This window comes from Thermomonas mangrovi, assembly GCF_028201335.1.
GTDB classification, from domain to species: Bacteria; Pseudomonadota; Gammaproteobacteria; order Xanthomonadales; family Xanthomonadaceae; genus Thermomonas; species Thermomonas mangrovi.
The window spans coordinates 517,118-540,335 of sequence record NZ_JAPEVV010000001.1; the positions used below are offsets into that span (position 1 = coordinate 517,118).

The 23,218-nt window shown below is 69.8% G+C and carries 22 protein-coding genes; 6 read left to right on the plus strand and 16 right to left on the minus strand.

Going from position 1 to position 23,218, the window contains the following annotated elements; genetic code table 11:
* The first annotated feature begins 86 nt into the window (after positions 1-86).
* Positions 87-1,040, plus strand: a complete 954-nt coding sequence (locus tag ON759_RS02485) for a mechanosensitive ion channel family protein (protein WP_271678757.1) — start codon at positions 87-89, stop codon at positions 1,038-1,040.
* Here the strand turns inward: ON759_RS02485 and ON759_RS02490 are convergent.
* Positions 1,037-4,003, minus strand: coding sequence for a two-component regulator propeller domain-containing protein (locus ON759_RS02490; protein ID WP_271678758.1), 2,967 nt, complete (start codon positions 4,001-4,003; stop codon positions 1,037-1,039). The genes ON759_RS02485 and ON759_RS02490 overlap by 4 nt on opposite strands.
* Positions 4,004-4,573, minus strand: coding sequence for an oligoribonuclease (gene orn, locus ON759_RS02495; protein WP_271678759.1), 570 nt, complete (start codon positions 4,571-4,573; stop codon positions 4,004-4,006). It abuts the gene before it with no gap.
* A 58-nt stretch (positions 4,574-4,631) separates the two neighbouring features.
* Between orn and ON759_RS02500 the strand changes: the two genes are divergently transcribed.
* Positions 4,632-5,093, plus strand: coding sequence for a DUF2721 domain-containing protein (locus ON759_RS02500; RefSeq protein WP_271678760.1), 462 nt, complete (start codon positions 4,632-4,634; stop codon positions 5,091-5,093).
* Positions 5,094-5,111: 18 nt separating this feature from the next.
* On the opposite strand, the gene tadA is transcribed toward ON759_RS02500, so the two are convergent.
* The 4 genes from tadA to folD all read right to left on the minus strand — a co-directional run bounded on the left by tadA (position 5,112) and on the right by folD (position 9,799).
* Entirely contained in the window at positions 5,112-5,594 is a 483-nt protein-coding gene (gene tadA / locus ON759_RS02505; protein ID WP_271678761.1) for a tRNA adenosine(34) deaminase TadA, read from the minus strand.
* A gap of 151 nt (positions 5,595-5,745) precedes the next feature.
* On the minus strand, positions 5,746-7,326 hold the full coding sequence (guaA, locus tag ON759_RS02510; RefSeq protein WP_271678762.1) for a glutamine-hydrolyzing GMP synthase: 1,581 nt from the start codon (positions 7,324-7,326) through the stop codon (positions 5,746-5,748).
* Positions 7,327-7,387: 61 nt separating this feature from the next.
* Positions 7,388-8,848, minus strand: a complete 1,461-nt coding sequence (guaB, locus tag ON759_RS02515) for an IMP dehydrogenase (protein WP_271678763.1) — start codon at positions 8,846-8,848, stop codon at positions 7,388-7,390.
* A gap of 75 nt (positions 8,849-8,923) precedes the next feature.
* Positions 8,924-9,799, minus strand: coding sequence for a bifunctional methylenetetrahydrofolate dehydrogenase/methenyltetrahydrofolate cyclohydrolase FolD (gene folD / locus ON759_RS02520; RefSeq protein WP_271678764.1), 876 nt, complete (start codon positions 9,797-9,799; stop codon positions 8,924-8,926).
* 60 nt (positions 9,800-9,859) lie between these two features.
* On the opposite strand from folD, the gene ON759_RS02525 reads away from it, so the two are divergent.
* Positions 9,860-10,159 (plus strand): DUF1244 domain-containing protein, encoded by a 300-nt coding sequence (locus tag ON759_RS02525; protein WP_271678765.1) that lies wholly within the window; start codon positions 9,860-9,862, stop codon positions 10,157-10,159.
* Positions 10,160-10,189: 30 nt separating this feature from the next.
* Positions 10,190-10,387 (plus strand): hypothetical protein, encoded by a 198-nt coding sequence (locus tag ON759_RS02530; RefSeq protein ID WP_271678766.1) that lies wholly within the window; start codon positions 10,190-10,192, stop codon positions 10,385-10,387.
* Between the two features lie 9 nt (positions 10,388-10,396).
* Here ON759_RS02530 and ON759_RS02535 read toward each other — a convergent pair whose 3' ends face one another.
* From ON759_RS02535 to ndk, 10 genes are all read right to left on the minus strand, one after another.
* Positions 10,397-11,425 (minus strand): DUF2272 domain-containing protein, encoded by a 1,029-nt coding sequence (locus ON759_RS02535; protein ID WP_271678767.1) that lies wholly within the window; start codon positions 11,423-11,425, stop codon positions 10,397-10,399.
* 2 nt (positions 11,426-11,427) lie between these two features.
* Positions 11,428-12,555, minus strand: coding sequence for a molybdopterin-synthase adenylyltransferase MoeB (gene moeB, locus ON759_RS02540; protein WP_271678768.1), 1,128 nt, complete (start codon positions 12,553-12,555; stop codon positions 11,428-11,430).
* A 45-nt stretch (positions 12,556-12,600) separates the two neighbouring features.
* On the minus strand, positions 12,601-13,173 hold the full coding sequence (mobA, locus tag ON759_RS02545) for a molybdenum cofactor guanylyltransferase (protein WP_271678769.1): 573 nt from the start codon (positions 13,171-13,173) through the stop codon (positions 12,601-12,603).
* Entirely contained in the window at positions 13,173-14,570 is a 1,398-nt protein-coding gene (gene der, locus ON759_RS02550; RefSeq protein ID WP_271678770.1) for a ribosome biogenesis GTPase Der, read from the minus strand. The genes mobA and der overlap by 1 nt, the downstream gene beginning before the upstream one ends.
* Positions 14,571-14,687: 117 nt before the next feature.
* Positions 14,688-15,869 carry an outer membrane protein assembly factor BamB gene (gene bamB / locus ON759_RS02555; RefSeq protein ID WP_271678771.1) on the minus strand — a complete coding sequence of 394 codons (1,182 nt, stop codon included), beginning with the start codon at positions 15,867-15,869 and terminating at the stop codon, positions 14,688-14,690.
* Positions 15,869-16,513 carry a YfgM family protein gene (locus ON759_RS02560; RefSeq protein WP_271678772.1) on the minus strand — a complete coding sequence of 215 codons (645 nt, stop codon included), beginning with the start codon at positions 16,511-16,513 and terminating at the stop codon, positions 15,869-15,871. Before ON759_RS02560 ends, bamB begins: the two co-directional genes overlap by 1 nt.
* Positions 16,514-16,595: 82 nt before the next feature.
* Positions 16,596-17,402 (minus strand): helix-turn-helix domain-containing protein, encoded by an 807-nt coding sequence (locus ON759_RS02565; RefSeq protein WP_271678773.1) that lies wholly within the window; start codon positions 17,400-17,402, stop codon positions 16,596-16,598.
* On the minus strand, positions 17,399-18,211 hold the full coding sequence (locus ON759_RS02570) for a tetratricopeptide repeat protein (protein ID WP_271678774.1): 813 nt from the start codon (positions 18,209-18,211) through the stop codon (positions 17,399-17,401). Before ON759_RS02570 ends, ON759_RS02565 begins: the two co-directional genes overlap by 4 nt.
* A complete protein-coding gene (rlmN, locus tag ON759_RS02575) occupies positions 18,201-19,325 on the minus strand; it encodes a dual-specificity RNA methyltransferase RlmN (RefSeq protein WP_486679366.1) in 1,125 nt (374 codons plus the stop codon). The genes ON759_RS02570 and rlmN overlap by 11 nt, the downstream gene beginning before the upstream one ends.
* Positions 19,326-19,446: 121 nt before the next feature.
* Positions 19,447-19,872, minus strand: a complete 426-nt coding sequence (gene ndk, locus ON759_RS02580) for a nucleoside-diphosphate kinase (RefSeq protein WP_271678776.1) — start codon at positions 19,870-19,872, stop codon at positions 19,447-19,449.
* A 220-nt stretch (positions 19,873-20,092) separates the two neighbouring features.
* Here ndk and ON759_RS02585 point away from each other — a divergent pair, with 220 nt between their 5' ends.
* Positions 20,093-20,719, plus strand: coding sequence for a TetR/AcrR family transcriptional regulator (locus ON759_RS02585; RefSeq protein ID WP_271678777.1), 627 nt, complete (start codon positions 20,093-20,095; stop codon positions 20,717-20,719).
* A 21-nt stretch (positions 20,720-20,740) separates the two neighbouring features.
* Positions 20,741-23,113 carry a 3-hydroxyacyl-CoA dehydrogenase/enoyl-CoA hydratase family protein gene (locus tag ON759_RS02590; protein WP_271678778.1) on the plus strand — a complete coding sequence of 791 codons (2,373 nt, stop codon included), beginning with the start codon at positions 20,741-20,743 and terminating at the stop codon, positions 23,111-23,113.
* Positions 23,114-23,218 lie beyond the last annotated feature (105 nt).

Below are 23,218 nucleotides of genomic sequence, written 5' to 3' on the forward strand. Positions count from 1 at the left end.
TGATCGTGCCTTTGCGGCCTGCGCGTTATCCTGCCAAGCCCTGCCGCGGCCGCGGCAAGGATGCGCACTCAACCATCGGAGCCAAGATGCAGCCCAGCGTTCCCGCCCTCGCCCCGCAACACGAACAGGCCACCCAGTTGGCGCGCGAACTGCGCGGCATCGACTGGCTGCAGCTGCTCGAGGCCTGGGGCCTGCGGCTGCTGGCGGCGCTGGCGATCTTCGTGGTCGGCCGCTGGCTGGCGCGACGGCTCAGCGCGGGCCTCGGCCGCGTGCTGGGGCGCGCCAGCGTGGACAGCACGCTGAGCGGCTTCCTCGGCAACATCGCCTACGCGGTGACGCTGGTGCTGGTCATCATGACCGCACTGGCCGCCATCGGCATTCCCACCACCTCGATGTTCGCGGTGCTGGGCGCGGCGGGCCTGGCGGTGGGCCTGGCCCTGAAGGACTCGCTGTCCAACATCGCCTCCGGGGTGATGCTGATCGTGCTGCGGCCGTTCCGCGCCGGCGACCATGTGATCGCCGCCGGACAGGAAGGCGTGGTGCTGGAGATCCGGGTGTTCCAGACCCGGCTGCGCGCGCTCGACCACCGGGTGATCATCCTGCCGAACAGCCAGGTCACCACCGCGCCGATCATCAATTACTCCAGCCTGCCGCAACGGCGCTTCGAGGTCACCGTGGGCGTGGGCTACAACGACAACCTGCAGCAGGCCCGCGAGATCCTGCTGCGGATCGCCAATGACGAGCCGCTGGTACTGGACGATCCGGCCCCGGTGGTACGTGTACTGAACCTCGGCGAGAGCAGCGTGGACCTGGTGCTGCAGGCGTTCGTGGCCAATGGGGATTTCATCGAGGCACGCAGCCGGGTGGTGGAAGCCGTGCACAACCAGCTGATCGCGAACGGGCTCAGCATCCCCTACCCGCAACGCGACCTGCACGTCTACCACAGCGACGCCGATGGACGCCCGATCGCCGACATCCTGCTGCGCGGCGTGGCCGACGACGGCGACCGCGCGCCAAAGCAGGCGCCACCCGCGACCTAGCCAGCGATCCGGTTGCGCCCGCCGCGCTTGGCGTCGTAGAGCAGGTCGTCCGCGCGCCGGATCAGGTGTTCGTGGGTATCGAGCGCCTGCCGTTCGACCACCCCGGCGCTCACCGTCACGGTCCAGCCCGGCGCGAAGCCCGCGCAGTCGATGCGCTCGACCGCCAGCCGTGCGCGTTCGCAGGCGCGGCGCGCGTCGTCCAGGGCGATGTCCTCGAACACCGCGGCGAACTCCTCGCCGCCCCAGCGGGCAACGGTGGCGACGGCGCCCAGCTCGCGGCGCAGCACGTTGGCGACCTGGACCAGCGCGGCATCGCCGGCCTGGTGCGAGAACCCGTCGTTGATCCGCTTGAAATGGTCGACGTCGAACAGCGCGAACGAGAGCGGGCGACCCGCAGCACGCGTGCGCTCCTGCGCCGTGGCCAGCACCTCGTTGCCGTGCCGGCGATTGGCGAGGCCGGTGAGCGCATCCTCGCGCGCCTGCCGCTCGAAGGCATCGGCCTGCTCGCGGATGCGCTCCAGCAGCTGCGATTTCTCGGCATCCGACGCGATCAAGCGGTCGGTTTGCTCGCGCAGGGCGTGGGTCCGCGATTGCACCAGCGCTTCCAGGGCCCCGGCCCGCCGCGCGAGTTCGGAGGTGCGCCAGCGGAAGACCCCCACCACCAGCAGGCCCGCCAATCCGATGCAGGCCGGCAGGAACCAGGCGCGCTGCCACAGGTAGGGCGCGATGACGACATCCACCATGGTCGCGCCCGGGCTCCAGTCCTGGCCCAGCCCGGGTGCCGACACCGACACCAGGAAGCGGTAGTGCCCCGGGGCAAGGTTGGTGTACTGCGCCAGCCTGCGGGTCCCGTTGTCGACCCAGGCGGCATCCACGCCCTCGAGTTTGTGGCGGTAGCGCAGGAGCCGGGGCATGCGGAAGCTCAAGCCCGCGTACTGGAAATCGAGCTTGCGGGTGCCCGCCGGCAGCTCCAGCCGCTCGCCGGCGCGCAGATCGCGATCGTTCGCGCGGACCCGCTCGATCACCACCGGCGGCAGTTCGCGGGTGTAGCCCTGCAGCGCGGCGGGATCGACCACCGCGGCACCGCGGGCGGTCGCCACCCACACCCGGCCGTCCGGCGCCAGCACGGCGGAGGGCCCCGAGGTGCCGTTGCACTGCGCACTGGCCAGGCCGTCGACTTCGGTGAACTGGTCGACGTTCAGCGTCGGCCGGCGGCCGTCGAGGACCGCGTCCACGTCGGCGCGGCGCACGCGCAGCACCCCGCGGTTGGAACTGAGCCAGAAGTGCCCGGCGCGATCATCGACGACCTGGAAAATGGTGTCGACGGGCATCCCCTGGCGCAGCCCCAGCAAGGCGAGGCGGCTATTCCGGTAGCGCAGCAGGCCGCGGTCGCTGGCCATCCACACCGTCCCATCCTCGTCGTCCGCGAAACCGAGGATGTCGCGGGCGTCCATCGCCTCGTCCGCCCGGATCGGTTGCGCACGGTCGCCTGCGATCCGCACCGCACCGTCGGCGGTGCCCACCCAGACATCGCCGTTGCGCGCCTGGTGGAGCGCCATCACGTAGTCGCGCGGGAGTCCGTCCTCGACGCCGAAGTGCCGCATCGCCCCACCCTGCAGGCGCACCAGGCCACGCGACGTCCCGATCCACAGCGTGTCCGGTCCGGTTCGCAGGAGCGCGCGTACCTGGTTGCTGCCGGTCAACCCGTGGGCTGAATCGAGGTGTCGAATGACCCGGCCGCCGCGCATCTGCAGGACGCCGGCCGTGTACGTGCCCACCCACAGGGTACCGTCGGGATCCTCCAGCAGGCTCATGATCGAATCGCTGGGAAGGCCGTCGGCGCGCGTGAACGAGCGCACCAGCACCCCGTTCCGCCAGAGGTTGAGGCCGCGGCTGGTGCCGATCCACATGCCGCCCCCGCGGGCCGGGATCACGGCCCGGACGTAATCGTCGCTGAGCCCCTGTTCGCTGCCATAGGTCGTGAAAGGCGCATCGCGCAGGCGCAACAGCCCGCCGTTGGTGCCTGCCCAGACGCTGCCTTCGCGATCGACGAACAGCGACGGGACGCGGTTGTTCGGCAGCCCCTGGCGGCTGTCGAAACGCTCCAGGCCATCGCGGTCGAGGCGCAATAGCCCGCTGCTGACCGTCCCGATCCACAGCGCCCCGGCATGGTCGCGCGCGAAGCTGGCCACGCCATCGCGCGGCAGCAACGGGGACAGCGGGACGAACCGGGAACCCTCGAGGCGGAACGCACCCGCCTCGGTCCCCGCATAGACGCCGCCATCCGGCATTTCCTCGACGCGGAACACGGGCGCGGCGGGCAGGCCGCTGGCCGGGCCGGCGAGAATGCGCGGTTGGTTGCCGTAAAACCGCGCGATCCCGCCCGCGGTGGCGACCCACATCGACCCATCCCGCGCGGGCAGCAAGCCGTAGACGATGTCCGATGGCAGGCCGGCGCCCGCGCGATAACGGGTGACCTTGGCGCCATCCAGCACGAACACGCCCGCGCTCTCGGTGGCCGCCCACAGCCGGCCGCGGCTGTCCAATGCCGCGTCCATCACCTCGTCCTGGGTCAGCCCCTCGCGGCGACCGTAGGTCCGCCAGCGTCCTCGGTCGAGGATGGTCACCCCGCCGCGCGAGGTGCCCATCACCAGCGCGCCATCGGCCGACACCCGCAGCGACCGGATGCCGTTGTCGCGCAACTCGGGCACGTTGCGGCGGTCGAACACCTGGAATTCGAGGCCGTTGTAGCGGACCAGTCCCTCCCAGGTCGCGAACCAGAGGTAGCCATCCGGGGTCTGCACGATGGCGTTGATCTGGTTGTGCGGCAATTCCTGCCGGGTGGTCCAGGTTTCGCGGAACATGGTGCCGATCGGCTTGGCCACGGAGGTCGTGGCGCAGGCGCAGGCGAGCAGGAGCGCGGCGATCCAGCGCCACGCCCGCGTCGCCGTCGAGGCGGCCACTCAACCCTCCCCGACGCTCGCGAACGCGGCGAGATGACGCCGGTAATACTGCAGTTCCGCGATCGAATCGCGCACGTCGCTCAGTGCGGTATGCGCCGATTCCTTGCGGACGCCGTCGAGCACCTGCGGCGCCCAGCGGCGGGCCAACTCCTTCAATGTACTGACATCGAGGTTGCGATAATGGAAGTAGGCTTCCAGCGCGGGCATCAGCCGGTGCAGGAAGCGCCGGTCCTGGCAGATGGAATTGCCGCACATCGGCGAGGCCTTGGCCGGCACCCACTCGCGCAGGAACGCGAGGGTTCGTGCTTCGGCCTCCGCCAGCGGCACGCCCTCGTCCAGCACGCGGCGCCACAAGCCGGACTTGCCGTGCTGGTTGCGGTTCCAGTCGTCCATCGCCTCCAGCGTCGCCAATGGATGGGCGATCGCAAGGTCTGGCCCCTCGGCCAGCACGTTGAGCCGAGCGTCGGTGACCACGGTGGCGATCTCGAGGATGCCGTCCTGCTGGGTGTCCAGTCCGGTCATCTCGAGGTCGATCCAGACCAGGCGTTCGTTCGGGGCGTCGGGGTGCATGCGCGCATCGCGGGCGAGGGTTGCGGCATGATACCGGCTCGCCCCGGATCCGCCCCAGATGCTGCAGACCGCCACCGACCCCGTCGGCCACCACGCGATCCTGACTGCGATGCTGGCCCCGGCGTTCTTCCTGACCGCCACCGCCGCCCTGCTCGCCTCCGCCAACACGCGGCTGGCTCGGGTAGTGGACCGGCTGCGGGCCCTGATCGTGGCCTGGGAAAAGGATGCCCCGGACCGCGCCGACCGCGACGAACAGATCCGCCGCCATCGCGAGCGTGCGCACCTCGTGCTGCGCGCCTGCCGCCTGCTCTACGCCGGATTGGCCGCCTTCGTCGGGACCAGCCTCGCGCTGGCGATGGACGCGCTCCTCGGCTTCCGCCTCGGTGCAGTGCCGACCCTGCTTGCGGTGTTGGGCGTGCTGTTCGTGCTGGCCGCCAGCGTGGCGCTTTGGCGCGAGGTCAGCCTCGCGGTGAAGAGCTTCGACAAGGAACTCGACCAGGAACTCGCCAGGCGCGGCTGAATCCCGGCCGCAGGCGCCTCAGGCCTTCCCGCGCTTGGCCCGGAAGTAGGCGGTCAGCATGCGGCCCGCCTCTTCGCCGAGCACGCCGCCCAGCACTTCCACCCGGTGGTTGTGGCGCGGGTCGGCCAGCAGGTCGAACACGCTGCCGGCGGCCCCGGTCTTCGGGTCGCGCGCAGCGAACACCACCCGCGCCACGCGCGCATGGATGGCCGCCATCGCGCACATCGCGCAGGGTTCCAGGGTCACGTACAGCGTGCACCCGACCAGCCGGTGGTTGCCCAGCGCCGCGCCAGCCCGGCGCATCGCCACGATCTCCGCATGCGCGCTCGGGTCGTGGTCCGCGATGTTGCGGTTCCAGCCTTCACCGACCAGCCTGCCCTCGGCGTCCACCACTAGCGCGCCGACCGGGATTTCGTCGTCCTCGTCGCGCGCGCGCGCGGCTAGGGCAAGGGCGTGGCGCATCCAGCGTTCGTCGTCGAATTGCTCGGATCCTGGATTCATCGCAACGTCCTGGTCACCCTGTCCCCCTGTACTCGAAGGGGGCGCTCATCGAAAGCGCGCCAATGGCGCGCAAACGGTCGCTTGCACCCGGCCCCGCCTGATCGGCGGCGCAATGAATGGCCTGCGAACCGGTGGTTCGCAAGCAGGCCATTCATTCCCATTCGATCGTCGCGGGCGGCTTGCCCGAAATGTCGTAGACCACGCGCGACACCCCGCGCAGTTCGTTGATGATGCGGTTGGACACGGTGCCCAGGAAGTCGTACGGCAAGTGCGCCCAGTGCGCGGTCATGAAGTCGATGGTCTCCACCGCGCGCAGCGCGATCACCCATTCGTAGGCACGCGCATCGCCGACCACGCCCACCGACTTCACCGGCAGAAACACGGCGAAGGCCTGGCTGGTCTTGTCGTACAGGCCGGCCTTGCGCAGTTCGTCGATGTAGATCGCGTCGGCCTTGGCCAGCAGTTCGGCGTACTCGCGCTTCACCTCGCCGAGGATGCGCACGCCCAGGCCCGGGCCGGGGAAGGGATGGCGGTAGACCATCTCGCGCGGCAGGCCCAGTTCCACGCCGAGCCGGCGCACCTCGTCCTTGAACAGTTCGCGCAGCGGCTCCACCAGCCCCAGCTTCATGTCCTCGGGCAGGCCGCCGACGTTGTGGTGGCTCTTGATGACATGCGCCTTGCCGGTCTTGCTGCCAGCGGACTCGATCACGTCCGGGTAGATCGTGCCCTGCGCCAGCCACTTGGCGTTGGCGAGCTTGTTCGATTCTTCGTCGAAGATCTCGACGAACAGGTTGCCGATGATCTTGCGCTTGGCTTCCGGGTCGCTGACGCCGGCCAGCGCGCTGAAGTAGCGGTCGGCGGCATTCACGCGGATGACCTTGACGCCCATGTGCTCGGCGAACATCGCCATCACCTGGTCGCCTTCGTTCCAGCGCAGCAGGCCGGTGTCCACGAACACGCAGGTCAGTTGGTCGCCGATCGCCTTGTGCAGCAGCGCCGCGACCACCGACGAATCCACGCCGCCGGACAGGCCCAGGATGACCTCGTCCGAGCCGACCTGCGCGCGCACCCGCGCCACCTGGTCCTCGATGATGTTGGCGGCATTCCACAGCGTCCGGCAGCCGCAGACGTCCACCACGAAACGGCGCAGCAGCGCCTGGCCCTGCTTGGTATGCGTGACCTCCGGGTGGAACTGCACGCCGTACCAGCGCTTGGCTTCGTCGGCCATCGCCGCGACCGGGATGCGGTCGGTGGTCGCAGTGATCGAGAAGCCGGGTGGCGCCTTGGAAACGTGGTCGCCGTGGCTCATCCACACATCGATGCGGGGGGCGCCGCCATGATCGCTGAGGCCGGCGAACAGCGCGTCGGGCTGGACGATCTCGACTTGGGCATGGCCGAACTCGCGCTGGTCCGCGGCTTCGGTGGCGCCGCCAAGCTGCGCCGCCATCGTCTGCATGCCGTAGCAGATCCCGAGCAGCGGCAACCCGCTGTCGAACACCTCGCGCGGCGCGGCCGGGGCGCCCGGCAGCGTGGTCGATTCGGGCCCGCCGGACAGGATGATGCCCTTCGCGCCGAAGGCCGCGATCTCCGCCGGGTCGTGGTCCCAGGCCCAGATTTCGCAGTACACGCCGATCTCGCGCACGCGGCGGGCGATCAGCTGCGTGTATTGCGCGCCGAAGTCGAGGATCAGAATCTTGTCTGCGTGGAGGTCGGCGTGCGTCTGCTGGGTCATCGTGGAGTGCTTCCGCTGGAAACGAAGAAGGGAAACTCGCGTTTCCCCTCCGTGGCTTGCGTCAGGACGCGCGGTAGTTCGGCGGTTCCTTGGTGATCTGCACGTCGTGCACGTGGCTCTCGCGCTGGCCGGCACCGGTGACTTTCACGAAGGACGGCTTCCTGCGCATGTCCTCGATGGTCGCGCAGCCCACGTAGCCCATCGTCGCGCGCAACCCGCCGACCAACTGGTGGACCACGCCGCTCAACGGGCCACGGTACGGCACCCGGCCCTCGATGCCTTCCGGCACCAGCTTGTCGGCATCGCTGGCGTCCTGGAAATAGCGGTCCTTGGAGCCCTTCTCCATCGCGCCGAGCGAGCCCATCCCGCGGTAGCTCTTGTAGCTGCGGCCCTGGAACAATTCGGTCTCGCCGGGGCTTTCCTCGGTGCCGGCGAACAGGCCGCCGATCATCACGCTGGACGCACCGGCGACGATCGCCTTGCCGATGTCGCCGGAATAGCGGATGCCACCATCGGCGATCAGCGGGATGCGGTCCTGCAGCGCCTCGGCCACCATCGCCACCGCGGTCACCTGCGGCACGCCGACGCCGGCGACGATGCGCGTGGTGCAGATCGAGCCGGGGCCGACGCCAACCTTCACCGCGTCCGCGCCCGCATCCATCAGCGCCAGCGCGGCATCGCCGGTGACGATGTTGCCGCCGACGACCTGCAGCGCCGGGAAGCGCTTCTTGGCCCACGCGACGCGGTCGATCACGCCCTGCGAATGGCCGTGCGCGGTATCCACGATGACCACGTCCACGCCAGCCGCGACCAGGGCCTCGATGCGCTGCTCGGTATCGCCGCCGACGCCGACCGCGGCGCCGACCAGCAGGCGCTCGCTGGCGTCGTAGGCGGCATTCGGGTTGTCCGACTTCTTCTGGATGTCCTTGACCGTGATCAGCCCGCGCAGGGCGAATGCATCGTTGACCACCAGCACCTTCTCGATGCGATGCTTGTGCAGCAGCCCCAGCACCTCGTCGTCGCTGGCGCCCTCGCGCACCGTGACCAGCTTGTCCTTCTTGGTCATGATGTGGCGGACCGGATCGTCGAGCTTCTTCTCGAAGCGCATGTCGCGCCCGGTGACGATGCCGACCAGGTGGCCGTCGCCGTCGACGACCGGCACGCCGGAGATGTTGCGCGCGCGGGTCAGGCGCAGCACTTCGCCGATGGTGGTGTCGGGCCCGACCGTGAAGGGATCCTTGATGACGCCGGCCTCGAAGGTCTTGACCCGGGTCACCTGCGCGGCCTGCGCTTCCACCGTCATGTTCTTGTGGATGATGCTGATGCCGCCGAGCTGGGCCATCGCGACCGCGAGCCGCGATTCGCTGACGGTGTCCATCGCCGCCGACACGATCGGCAGGCGGATCCGCAGGTCGCGGGTCAGGCGGGTTTCGAGGGAGACGTCCTTCGGCAGGACGGTCGAATGCGCGGGGACGAGGGAAACATCGTCGTACGTCAGTGCTTCAGCCTGGATGCGGAGCATCGGCAGTCCCGGGAGAGGTGGGGAAGCGCGTCATTATAGCCCCGCGCGGCCGCCCGGCGGGGAGCGCCCGGTAGGTCAGCGTGGGTCCGCCGCGTTATCCGCCAGCTCCGCGGCTTCCAGGGTGTTCTGCATCAAGGTGGCCACGGTCATCGGCCCGACCCCGCCCGGCACCGGCGTGATCCAGCTGGCGCGCGCCGCCGCGGCGTCGAACTGCACGTCGCCGGTCAGCCGGCCGTCGTCCAGGCGGTTGATGCCGACGTCAATCACCACGGCGCCGGGCTTGACCCATTCGCCGGGGATGAGGCCAGGGCGCCCGACCGCGACGACCAGGATGTCGGCCTCGCCGACGTGGCGCCGGAGGACGTCGGCCGGGGTGAACTTGTGGCAGCTGGTCACGGTGCAGCCGGCGATCAGCAACTCCAGCGCCATCGGCCGCCCGACATGGTTGGATACCCCGACGATGGTGGCGCTCTGGCCGCGCACCGGGCGGTCGGTCCACGCCAGCAAGGTGGTGATCCCGCGCGGCGTGCACGGCCGCAGCCCGAACTGGCGCAGGGCCAGGTGCCCGACGTTGGCGGGGTGGAAACCGTCGACGTCCTTGCGCGGATCGATGCGTTCGATCAGGCGGCTCGCATCGGGGATACCCGGCAGCGGCAGCTGCACCAGGATGCCGTGCACCGCCGGATCGGCGTTCAGGCGATCGATCAGTGCCAGCAACTCCGCTTCGCCGGTGCCGGCAGGCAAGTCGTGGTCGAACGCCGCGATGCCGACCTTCTGCGCGGCGCGCCGCTTGTTGCGGACGTACGACTGGCTGGCGGGGTCGCCGCCAACCAGCACCACCGCGAGCCCCGGACGCGGCAGGCCCGCGGCCACGCGCGCGTCGACCTGCGCCTTGAGGTCGTCCAGCAGGGCGTCGGCGATGCGTTTGCCGTCCAGGATGCGCGCGGTCATGCGGTGCGGTGCGGTAGATTCGGGTCCCGCATTATCGCCCACCCGGACCGCCCTGCCCCCATGCAAGACACCGACACCACCGCGCTCGAAGCCGCCGCGTTCCGCCGCCTGCGCCAGCACCTGATGGTCGAACGCCCCGAGGTGCAGAACATCGACCTGATGACCCTGGCCGGGTTCTGCCGCAACTGCCTGGCCGACTGGTACCGCGAGGCCGCGACCGAACGCGGCATCGAGATGGGCCGGGACGAGGCCCGCACGATCGTCTACGGGATGCCCTACCCCGAGTTCAAGGCCCGCCACCAGGCCGAGGCCACGCCGGAGCAACTGGCCGCCTTCGACGCCAGCCGCCGTTCCCCCTGAGCGACGGCCACCCCGGCCGGGGAGACCGCGATGGCGATCCAGGGCGAGTGTCCGAAATGCGGCAAGCGCGTGCTGCACGTGCACGTGGAAACCATCGTCGGCATGGTCGATGGCGACAGCAAGGCGCGCTGCATCAGCTACAGCTGCATCCACTGCAAGGCGGTGCTGGGCGTGCAGATGGACCATCGCGCCAAGCCACGCCCGAAGCGCAAGCCGGCGACGGCCTGACCGGCGGCGTCAATCCTCGGGGTCGGGCGCGGTCGGCAGCGGCTGGCCGCCCGCCGACGGGCAGCGCGGCACCCCGGACCCGACCACGCAGTTCACGCAGCAGGTCTGCTGCACGGGCGGAGTCGGCAGCCAGCGCGGCGCTTCGACCGGCCCGAGCTTGGCCAGCGCGTCCTGCGGCTTGAGCTGCAGCAGCACCGCCCAATCCTGGCGATTGAAATCGCAGGCGGATGGCGCCTCGGGCGAGCACGCGGGATCGCCTTCGCTGCGCCTTGGCAGCGACCAGAACCGTCCGGCGGCATTGAGGTTCAGCACCCGCATGGTGACCGCCTGCTGGACGTTCCCACCGACCAGGTAGGCCTTGCCGTCGCCGCCGGGGTTCACCGCGGCGACCACGTCGCAATGCATGTTCAGGCCGGTCGCGCCGCTGTCGATCAGGGCCGCCAGGCCAGCATGCCCGTACACGCGCTGGGTGCGCACGTAACAGAGCATGTCGCCGGTGGCGGGCGCCGTCGCCATCGGATCGAGGAAGCGGTACGGGCTGCCCTCGGGGTCGCGGCGCGCGGCGCGGACGTAGTCGAAATGCCCGGCGGACCCACGGAACGCGGGCACGCCGGCGCGCTGCATCACCCAGGAAACGAAGGCGGCCGACCACGGCGTGTCGATCACGAAACCGCGACAGCCCAGTCCCGGATACGCCGGGTTGGTCACCGCGTAACTGCAGTCGCTGGCGCCCGCGGCATCGGTGCGGCCCAGCAAGCCCGCCTCCTGCCAGTAGCGGGCGACCTGGCGCCACGGCGCCCCACCCGCCTCCAGCCCGCGCGCTTCGCCCTCCCACACCTGCCCGCTGGCGATCCGACCGTCGGGGGTGATGAACGGCCGTTGCCAGCGCAGGTGCTCGTCGCAGGCCGCGGCGGCGATGCGGGTGGCGACCTCGCTCGCCGACTGTTGTTGCCGCAGCAACGGACATTGGTCCGCCGCCGACGCAACGCCCACCCAGCCCAACAGCACCACGAACAGCAGCACACGACCCATCCCCATCCTCAACCTCCGGCGCAGAACGCCGCGTAATCGATATACCCCGGGAACGCACGCCCGGGCGCGCAGACCGCGCAATCGGGATCCGCGGCCAACCGCGTTTCGCGGAACCGCATGCCCAGCGCATCGAATTGCAGCAAGCGCCCGGTCAACGGCGTGCCGACCCCGAGCAGCAGCTTGATCGCCTCGGTGGCCTGCAACAGCCCGATCACCCCCGGGAGGACGCCAAGCACGCCGGCCTCGGCGCAGTTGGGCGCGGCCTCCGCGTTGGGCGGGTCGGGGAACAGGCAGCGGTAGCAGGGCGCCACGCCGCGCTGGCGGCCGGCATCGAACACGCTGGCCTGGCCCTCGAAGCGATGCACCGCGCCGTACACGAGGGGAATGCCGAGCTTCACGCAGGCATCGTTGAGCAGGTAACGCGCCGGGAAGTTGTCGGCGCCGTCGACGACGACATCGACGCCCGCCAGCAGCCGCTCGACATTGCCCGCATTGACGCGTTCCGCCACCGGTTCGATCCGGGTCCGCGGGTTCAGCGCCGCCAGCGCGACCGCCGCGGAATCGACCTTGGGCGTGCCGACACGCGCCTCGGTGTGCAGGATCTGCCGCTGCAGGTTGCTGCGATCGACGATGTCGTCGTCGGCGATGCGCAGGCTGCCGACGCCGGCCGCGGCCAGGTAGTACGCCGCCGGCGAGCCGAGCCCGCCGGCGCCCACCAGCAGCACGCGCGCGGCCTCCAGCCGGCGCTGCCCGGCCAGCCCGACGTCCGGGAGGCGCAGGTGGCGCGCATAGCGCTCGGAGAAGTCTGCGTCGATGTCGGGGCGCTGCATCGGCAGCCCGGCGGCGGCCCAGGCCTCGGTGCCGCCCTCGACTGACGATAGATGGGTGAAGCCGCGGTCACGCAGGGCTTCGGCGGCGAGCCGCGAACGCAGCCCGGACTGGCAGATCAGCACCACTTCCCGGCCCGGGTGCGACAGGTGGCGGTGCGGGTCGGCCTCCAGCACCTCGCGCACGACGCCCAGCGCACCGGCCGCCATCCCGAGCGCGCGTTCGTGGTCTGCACGGACATCGACCAGCAGCGCGCCATCCGCACAGCGCGCGGCGGCTTCCTCCGGGGAGATGCTCATGACCGTCATCGCGCGATTATCGCTGCGGCGGCACCGCCACGCACGCGGGGGCGGTCACGGCAGGAAGCCGGCGCTGCTCGCGTCCTCGGGCGTGTTGATGTTGCCGATGCGGAGGCCCGCGAAATGCACCGCGGGCAATCCGAGCCGCATCTGCATGGCCTGGACGGAGAACGCTCCAATCGCCAACGCAGCCGCGCATGCCGCACGCAAGGCATCGATTTCATACAGGGCCAGCAACGGTTGCAGCCCGTCGTCATCCTCCACGACGGCACCCCGTCCCCCGGCAGCGGCAAGCCGGTCCAGGACGCGGTCCGGTACTTGCAGGACATCAATCGGCACGGTCAACAACCACCGCGTCCGGCAGGCATCAGCCAGCGCTTCCAGTCCGCCGATCGGCCCCGCGTCCCGGGTCATGTCGGCCACCGTCCGGAAGCCGTGCGCATGGTAGCGCTCGAATCGCGCATTGGCGCTCACCAGGACGGAGTCGCAGGCATCGGCGAGCCGCGCAGCCACATGCCGCACCTGGGGTTGTCCGTCGCGGACCAGCCACGCCTTGTCGCGACCGCCGAGGCGGGACGCCCGCCCGCCCGCGAGGATGCCGAGCGTGAGATCGGCGGCCTGCAGCATCAATCGCGCTTGACGTGGCGCAGCAGCCGGCGCTTCTTCGCGACCTGGCGCTCGCTCAACACGTTCTTCTTGCCTTCGTACGGATTGGCCCCTTCCTTGAACACGAAGCGGATCGGCGTGCCGACCAGCTTGAATCGCTTGCGGAAGAAGTTCTCGAGGTAGCGGTGGTAGGTGGGGCTGAGTGTCTTCAACCGCGTGCCGTGCACCACGAAGGTCGGCGGGGTGTCGCCGCCCGGGTGGGCGAAGCGCAGCTTCGCCACGTGCCCGCGCACCACCGGCGGCGGATTGGCGGCATACGCCGCCTCGACCGCGCGGGTAACGTCGGCGGTGCTGAAGGCGTGGGTCGCCGAGGCATGCGCGCGATGCACCGCCTTGAACAACTCGCGCAGGCCGGAGCCGTGCAGCGCGGAGATCCGCACGCGTTCGGCCCAGTCCACGAAGCCCAGCTTGCGCGAGGCCAGCGCCTCGGCCTGCTGGCGTTCGTAGTCGCTGCGGCCATCCCACTTGTTCAGCGCGATCACCAGCGCGCGCCCGGCGTCGAGCACCGCACCAAGCACGGTGGCGTCCTGGTCGGTCACCCCTTCGCTGGCGTCCAGCAGCAGCACCGCGACCTGGCATTGCTCGATCGCCTGCAGGGTCTTCACCACCGAGAACTTCTCGACCGCCTCGTCGACCTTCGACCGGCGGCGCAGGCCGGCGGTGTCGACCAGGCGGTACTTGCGACCGTCGCGCTCCAGGTCCACCGCGATCGAATCGCGCGTGGTACCGGGCACTTCGGACGCGATCATCCGCTCCTCGCCGAGGATGCGGTTCACCAGCGTCGACTTGCCCACGTTCGGGCGGCCGACGAAGGCGATGCGGATGCGGCCCGGGTCCTCGTCCAGGGTTTCCGCCGTGCCCTCCTCCGGCAACAGCGCCATCGCCCGGGCCAGCACCGCATCGATCCCGGTGCGGTGCGCGGACGACACCGCCAGCGCATCCGCGAAACCGTAGCGCGCGAACTCGGCGACCGCCGCCCGCTGGTCGATGCCATCGGATTTGTTGACGATCAGCAGGGTCGGCTTCGACAGCTTGCGCAGCCAGGCGAGGATCTCGTCGTCCAGCGCCGAGGCGCCTTCACGGCCATCCACCACGAACAGGACCAGGTCCGCCTCTTCCGCCGCCGCCCGCGACTGGCGCGCGGTGGCACCGGCCAAGCCCTCGTCTTCGCCGGCGATGCCGCCGGTATCGACCAACACGAACGGGCGTTCCGGCAGCAGGCGGCAGACCCCGTAGTTGCGGTCGCGGGTGACGCCCGGCTCATCGTGGACCAGCGCGTCGCGAGTACGCGTCAGCGCGTTGAAGAGCGTCGACTTGCCGACATTGGGGCGCCCCACGAGGGCAACGAGCGGAAGCATGGATGAGCCTTTTCACGCGGCGCCGGGCGCCATTGTCCTGCATCACGAAAACAACGCGGCCCCGACACGGTAGCCGGGGCCGCAGGGACGCGCCAGCCCGCAGGCCGGACGGGGCGCTTACTGGAGCGCGAAGGCGGCCAGCTGGCCCTCGGTGGTCTGGACCACGACCACGCCGTCGGACACCACCGGCTGCCCGGTGATCGGGCCGCCGATCTCGGCGCGGGCGGCGAATGCGCCGTCATTCAGGCGCAGCCAGTGGACGACGCCCTCGAGATCGCCGACCACGGCGTAGTCGCCCTGCACGGCAGGCGCGGAGGTGTTGCGATGCGCCAGGCCATCCTGCTGCCACAGGCTCGCGCCCGAGTTCTTGTCGAGCGCCCAGACCTTGCCGACCGGGTCGGTGACCACCACCGCGGAGTTGCTCAGGCCGAGGCCGCGCGGGCCGCCGTTCTCGCGATCCCACACGATCTGCCCGGACGGCCCATCGATCGCGATGGTGTGGTTCTTGTAGCTGGTGGCGTACAGCATGGTGTTGTCGATGACCACGGCGCCATCGACGTCGGCCATGCGCTCCAGCTCGCTGCGCCCGTCAGGCTCCGCGACCGGCGTGGACCAGAGGACGCCGCCATCGGTCGCAGACAGCGCGGTCAGGTTTCCGTTGTCATTGCCGACGAACACGATGCCGGGGCCGACGGTCACCGGGCCGGTGCCACGCACGGTCAGCACCGGGACTTCCACGCTGTAGAACCAGCGGCGCTCGCCGGTGGCCGCATCGAAGGCGGTGACCCGGCCATCGTTGGAGTGCACGTAGACCGTGCCGCCGCCGATCGCAGGGGCGGCAAGGACCTCGTTGCCGACCTTGGCCTTCCACTTCTCGGTGCCGGTGGCGGCATCCAGCGCGATCACGTCGCCCTCGAGGCTGCCGACCACGACCAGGCCTTCTCCGGCGCCGGGCCCGCCGGACAGCGGAAGCTCCGAGGCATAGCGCCACACCGACTGGCCGGTCTTGAGGTCCAGTGCATGCACGCCGCCATCGACCGCCGCCGCATACACGCGGCCGTCGGCGATCGCCGGGTGCTGGCCCATGCCCAGCGACTTCTCGCCACCACCGATGCTGGCGCTCCACAGGCGCGCCACGTTCACGCTGGGCGTGATCTGCACCAGCGGCGTGGGCTCCAGCGACTTGTCCTTGCCACGACCGTCGAACAGGTTCTTGACCGTGGTGCAACCGCCGAGCAGCAGCGCGGCCAACGCGAAGCCCGCGACAAGGCGCAAGGGACGATGGTAGGGACGACTCATCAGGTGCGATCCTCGGTATGGGGCGGCGTGCCGCCCGCTTCGATCAGCTTGAGTTGCAGCAGGCGATGCTGTGGATCGCCGACGTCCACCAGTCCCAGCGCCTTGGCATAGGCCTCGCGGGCCTTGGCGCGGTCGCCGAGCGCGAACTGCGCATCGCCGCGGATGGCGAGCATCGTCGGGTCGCGTGCGTCGTCCAGCAGGGCCAGCGCTTCCTTGCCCTTGCCCGCATCGATCAGCAGCCGCGCGAGTCGTTCGTTGACGACTGCACGCATTGCCGGATCCAGGTCATGCAGGCCGCGCAGGGTCACGATTGCCTCGTCACGCTTGCCGGCGTCCACCTGGGCCTTGGCCAGTTGCAGCGCAGCCAGCGCGCCCAGTGTCGGGTTCGCCTTGGAGATCGCCTCGATGCCTGCCTTGGGATCGCCGGCAGGAAGTTGCCTTGCCTCGTAAGCCTGTACGGCCTGCGCATAGCGCGCGTTCGCGCCCATCCTGGCCTCGGCCTGCTGGCCCTGCCACCAATGCCATCCGACGATCGCCGCCAGGCCCAATCCCACGCCCCCGATGAGCCCCACGGCATTGCCGCGAAGCCAGGACCGGACGCGTTCGCTTTGTTCGTGCTCGTCGAGCAGGTCGTCAATCGCCATGCTGTTTCCGTGCCGGCGGACCAGCCGCCGGGCGCTGTGAATCTCTGGAAGTGGAGGGTCCCGGCATCGACCGGCGCGAACGTCAGTCGGAGGCGACCAGCGAACCGCCAGAGGATACCGCAAAGCGCGCCACGTTCGCGCGCGCAAAGGGCGCCAGGTCCACGTCGCGGCCGAGGTTGCGAAGCTCGACCGCAGACGCGTTGCCGATGGTCAGTCGACCAACCTGAGCATGGGCAAAACGGCGTTCGCTACCCGCAGGCAGCAACCCCTTCTCCACCACTTCGCCGGCGGGCGACATGACCTCGAGCCAGCTCTCAGCGTGGGTCCTGATCACCAGGCCCTCGCGCGCGGCGGCGCTGGCCGGCGACGTCATGGGTGCCATCGATGCCACCACCGTCCGCGGTGCCGCCGGCTTGGCGGATTCGACGCCTCCGAGCGCACCCGCTGGAAGATCCAGCGGGGCGGCGGGCTCCGGCTCGGCAGCGAGGCGTTCGCGGGTCGCGATCCACGCAGGCACCGCCAGCGACAGCGTCAGCACGATGTAGATCAACCTGCGCCCCACCTGCTCGGCCCACCACTGGGTCTGCGGGATGTGGCTGCGACTGACCAGGCGCGCCGGTTCCACCGGACCGACGTTCAGCGCCTCCATCATCGGCGCCGTGGTCAACCCGAGCAGGCGGGCGTAGCTGCGGACCTGCCCTCGCACGAAGACGGGCGCGCCGAGCCGCGACCAATCCTCCGACTCCAGCGAGCGCACCACGCGCGCCGGCATGTGCAGGCGGAGGGCGACGTCATCCACGCTCAGACCGGCGGCTTCACGGGCCGCGCGCAGGCGCTCGCCGCAGCCGGCGAGGGCATGGTGGGTCGTGTCTTTCTGCGGGGCCGTCATGGCGTTGGCAGTGCGCGTTGCGTGGCGGAGGACGCTGCTTGCAAGCGCATACGATAACGCGCCGCGGCCTCGTTGTCGCCCAGCGCATCCTCGACCTGGGCCGCGAGGCGCAATGCCGCGAGGTCGTTCGGGTTCAGTTCCAGCCAGCGTTCGAGGAAGGCGCGGGCCTCGAGATGTCGACCTCGCCCAGCCTCCAACGCCGCCATGCCCGCCAGGGCTTGCACGTGGGTGGGCTGGGTCGCCAAGGCGAGCCGCCAGCTGGCTTCGGCCCGCGCAGCAAGGCCGGCCTTGGCGGCGCAATCGCCCGCATTGGCCGCCGCGTTCGCCGGGGTGGGATACGTCGGGTCGGCCACTGCACGGTCGAACCATTCGAGCGATGCCCTGGCCTGCCCAGTCGCGCACAGCCAACCGCCGTAGTTGTTGGCATAGGTGCCATTGCCGGGCGCCGCGCTTGCCGCTGCCCGGTAGTACCCTCCCGCGGCCTCGCGCTGCCCGCGGGCATCGGCGACGACGCCAAGCAGCGTGTTCGCATCGCCCGCCGGCGCGCCCGCTTGCAGTGAGGCCTTGGCAAGCGACTCGGCGCGCACAAGATCGCCGAGCCGGTAGGCATCGACTGCGGATTGCAGCAGCTGGACGGGATCAGCGGAGCGTTTGCCGGGCTTGCCGCTGACGTCGCGATCCGGGGCGACCTGCCTGAATTCGCCACGCTCGGCGGAAGGCCGGATGAAGCTCAATCGGTCCATCGCGCGGCACCCAGCGAGCAGGACCACGACCATCGACAGCACGGCGATGCCAATGTCACGCCGCATCCGGCACCCCGCCCTGGCCTTGCAGGGACTTCCGGAATTCAGCCTGGCGGCGGGTGCGATCCATGACCTGCCCCTTCAGCTGGCCGCAGGCGGCGTCGATGTCGTCGCCGCGGGTGCGGCGCACCGGCGCGATCATGCCGGCATTGTTCAACTGCTTCTGGAACGCGCGGATGGCCTCGTCGCCGGGACGTTCGAAGCGCGTGCCGGGGAACGGGTTGAACGGGATCAGGTTGACCTTCGCCGCGTCCTTCATCTGCACGCGCCGGTCGAAGTCGCGCATCAGCTTGACCAGCGCCCGCGCATGCTCGGGCTGGTCGTTGACGCCGCGCATCAGGGTGTATTCGAAAGTGACCGACTCGCCCTTCTTGCGCGTCGCATAGCGGACGCAGGCATCCATGAGCTCGGCGATCGGGTACTTGCGGTTGAGCGGGACGAGCTCGCTGCGCAACTCGTCGAACGGCGCGTGCAGCGAGACCGCCAGCGACACGTCGCTTTCCGCGGCCAGCCGGTCGATCATCGGGACCATGCCCGCGGTGGACAGGGTGACGCGCTTGTTGGCCAGGCCATAGCCCAGGTCGTCGCGCATGATGCTCATCGCCCGCACGACGTTGTCGAAGTTCGCCAGCGGCTCGCCCATGCCCATCATCACGACGTTGGTCAGCCGGCGCTGCTGGTGCGGGACGTTGCCGAGCGCGCGCGCCGCCACCCAGACCTGGCCGATGATCTCGGCGGTCGACAGGTTGCGGTTGAACCCCTGCGTGGCGGTGGAGCAGAACGTGCAATTCAGCGCGCAGCCGACCTGCGATGACACGCAGAGGGTGCCGCGACCCTTGTCGGGGATGTAGACGGTCTCGATGGCGTTGCGCGGATCCATGCCGATCAGCCACTTGCGCGTGCCGTCGGCGGATTCCTTGTCCAGCAGGACCTGTGGCGCACGCACCTCGGCCCGCGCCTCCAGCTTGGCGCGCAGCGCCTTGCCGAGGTCGGTCATGTCGGCGAACTCGGTGACGTGGCGATGGTGGATCCACTTCATCACCTGGTGGGCGCGGAACGTCTTCTCGCCCAGCTCGACTTCGAAGAACCGTTCCAGCGAGACCCGGTCGAAGTCGAAGATGTTGGTGCGCGCGGCGGCCGAAGCCGCCGCCGCAGGCGCGCCCGAGGCCGAATCGCCGACGAGGGCGATGTCGAGGGCCGGGGCGCGGGTATCGCTCACTGCGTTGTCCGATGCCGCGCGATCAGCGCGCGTAGACGTCGGTGGCCGGGAAGAAGTACGCGATCTCGATCGCCGCGTTCTCCAGCGAATCCGAACCGTGCACCGCGTTCGCATCGATGCTGTCGGCGAAGTCGGCGCGGATGGTGCCCGGGGCGGCATCCTTCGGATTGGTGGCGCCCATCAGCTCGCGGTTCTTCAGCACCGCGCCCTCGCCTTCCAGCACCTGGATCATCACCGGACCGGAGGTCATGAACTCGACCAGCGCGTTGTAGAACGGGCGCTCGCGGTGGACCGCGTAGAAGCCCTCGGCCTCGGCTTTGGACAGGTGCTTCATGCGGGCGGCGACGACCTTCAGGCCGGCCTTCTCGAAACGGGCGTAGATCTCGCCGATCACGTTCTTGGCGACCGCGTCGGGCTTGATGATGGAAATGGTGCGCTCCAGCGCCATGGGAATTCTCCGGTTGGCGGGCCGGCGATCGCGTCGCGGGCCCGAAGATAACAGAAAAACCCGCGTACTGGCGCGGGTTTGGCCGATATGGCTGCGGCGAATTCTAACCCATGCGAGGCCTCCGCTCCAGCTGGCGATTCCGGCTGGGGCGACCTCCGGTTGACGGAAGGGCACCCCCGGGCCTAGGATCAAACAAGCGTTTGATTCATGGAGTCACCGCATGAGCCTGCAACACTTCTCGACCAAGGACCGGATCCTCCACGCCGCGGAGGAATTGTTCGCCCAGCAGGGCTTCGCCTCGACCTCGCTGCGGCAGGTCACCAGCCGGGCGGACGTGAACATCGCGGCGGTGAACTACCACTTCGGCAGCAAGGACAACCTCGTGAACGAGGTGTTCCGGCGCCGCATGGACGAAATGAGCGCGCAGCGCCTCGAGGCGCTCAAGGCCGCCACGCGCAACGCCCCCGGCCAGCTGGAGCCGGTGCTGGCCGCGTTCGTCGAACCCGCGCTGGCCATGGCCCAGGATCGACACGGCGGTGGCGCCTTCATCCGGGTCATCGCCCGCGCCTACGCCGAGAGCAACGAAGGCCTGCGCAAGTTCCTCTCCGAACAGTACGGGCACGTCCTGCGCGAGTTCGCCAAGGCGATCGACGCCTGCGTCCCCGGCCTCGGCAAGGAGGAGCTCTACCGCCGCCTGGACTTCCTCTCGGGCGCGCTGACCTACGCGATGGCCGACTTCGGGCTGATCAAGCGCCCCAGCGGTGTCTCCGACAGCCAGCACCGGCAACGCGCCGCCGCTGCCCTGATCCGTTTCGCCGCCGCCGGTTTCAAGGCGGATGCTTCCTGATATTTCAAGGAGTTGCAAGACATGTCTGAGAAATTGCTTGTACGCCGTGCGGCGGTCCTCGGCGCCGGGGTGATGGGCGCGCAGATCGCGGCCCACCTGGTCAACGCGGGCGTCGACACCGTCCTGTTCGACCTGCCGGCCAAGGACGGCGACCCGAACGGCATCGTCGCCAAGGCGATCGCCAACCTCGGCAAGTTGTCGCCCGCGCCGCTGGCGACCAAGGCGCTGGCCGAGCGGATCGTCCCGGCGAACTACGAGACCGGCCTGGAGCACCTGCGCGGCTGCGACCTGGTCATCGAGGCGATCGCCGAGCGGATGGACTGGAAGCAGGACCTGTATCGCAAGATCGCCCCGTTCGTGCCCGCCACGGCGGTGCTGGCCAGCAATACCTCCGGGCTGGGCATCAATGCCTTGGCCGACGTGCTTCCCGAGGAATTGCGCCACCGCTTCTGCGGCGTGCACTTCTTCAACCCACCCCGCTACATGCACCTGGCCGAGCTGATCCCGGCCCGCGGCACTGACCCGGCGGTCCTCGAGGGCCTGGAAACCTTCCTGACCACCACCCTCGGCAAGGGCGTGGTGTACGCGAAGGACACGCCCAACTTCATCGGCAACCGGATCGGCGTGTTCTCGATCCTGTCGGTGATCCACCACACGCACGCCTTCGGCCTGGGCTTCGACGAAGTCGACGGACTGACCGGCCCCCTGCTGGGGCGGCCGAAGTCGGCGACTTACCGCACCTCGGACGTGGTCGGGCTGGACACCATGGCCCACGTCATCAAGACGATGGCCGACACCCTGCCGGACGACCCGTGGCATCGCTACTTCCAGTCCCCGGACTGGCTGCAGGCCCTCATCGCCAAGGGCGCGCTGGGCCAGAAGACCGGCGCGGGCATCTTCCGCAAGGTCGGCAAGGACATCGTGGTGCTGGACCTGGCGGCGCAGGATTACCGCCCCGCCGACCGCGGCGCGGCGCCGGAAGTGGTCGAGATCCTGAAAACGAAGGATCCCGCCGAGAAGTTCCGCCTCCTGCGCGAGAGCGCGCATCCGCAGGCACGCTTCCTGTGGGCCTGCTTCCGCGACCTGTTCCATTACAGCGCCTTCCACCTGAAGGACATCGCCGAGACCGCGCGCGACGTCGACCTCGCCATCCGCTGGGGCTACGGCTGGTCGCTGGGTCCGTTCGAAACCTGGCAGGCCGCCGGCTGGAAGCAGGTGGCGCAATGGATCGCCGACGACATCCTCGCGGGCGCGGCCATGAGCAGCGCCCCCCTGCCCGACTGGGTGTTCGATGGGCGCGATGGCGTGCATGGCACCGAGGGCAGCTACAGCCCGGCCAAGGACGCCAAGCTGCCGCGCTCGTCGCTGCCGGTGTATCGCCGCCAGCGCTTCCCCGATCCCCTGCTGGGCGAGCGTTTCCCGCAAGGCGAGACGGTGTTCGAGAACGACGGCGTGCGCCTGTGGACGGATGGCGACGACATCGGCGTGGTCGGCTTCAAGACCAAGATGCACACGGTGTCGGATGCCGTGCTCGACGGCATGCAGGAGGCGATCGGCATCGCCGAGCGCCGCTTCAAGGGCCTCGTGCTCTGGCAGCCGAAGGAGCCGTTCTCCGCCGGCGCCGACCTCGCCGGTGCTTTGGGCGCACTGCAAGCCGGCAAGCTCACCGAGTTCGAGGCGATGGTCGCCAACTTCCAGGCCACCAGCCAGCGCATCAAGTATTCGCTGGCGCCGGTGGTCGCGGCGGTGCGCGGCCTGGCGCTCGGCGGCGGCTGCGAGTTCCAGATGCACAGCGCGCGCACGGTGGCCCACCTCGAGAGCTACATCGGCCTGGTCGAGGCCGGGGTTGGCCTGCTCCCCGCGGGCGGAGGCCTGAAGGAGATCGCGGTGCGCGCCTCCGACGCCGCCGGCGCGAACGGCGACGTGTTCGCGGAGCTGAAGAAGACCTTCGAAACCGTGGCGATGGCCAAGGTGTCCACCTCCGCCGTCGAGGCGAAGGAACTCGGCCTGCTGCGGGCCGGCGACAGGGTGGCCTTCCACGCCCAGGAGCTGCTGTACATCGCCAAGCAGGAAGCCCTGGCCCTGCACGAAACCGGCTACCGCCCGCCGATGCCGGCACGGCGCATCCGGGTCGCCGGCGACGTCGGCATCGCGACCTTCCGGATGCTGCTGGTCAACATGCTGGAAGGCCGCTTCATCAGCGCCTACGACGACGAGATCGCCACCCGCATCGCCACCGTGCTGTGCGGCGGCGACGTGGACCGCGGCGCGATGGTGGACGAGGACTGGCTGCTCAAGCTGGAGCGCAAGCACTTCGTCGAGCTGGCCCAGCAGGAGAAGACCCAGGCCCGCATCGGCCACATGCTGAAGACCGGCAAGCCCCTGCGGAATTGATCGTGTGAAAGATCGGGCCTCCTGCCACGACTTTCCCGGCGCGGGCGAATGGCGTGACATTCGCCCGCTTGCGCGGCATCGCATGCGATGCCGCGGCGGCACGTC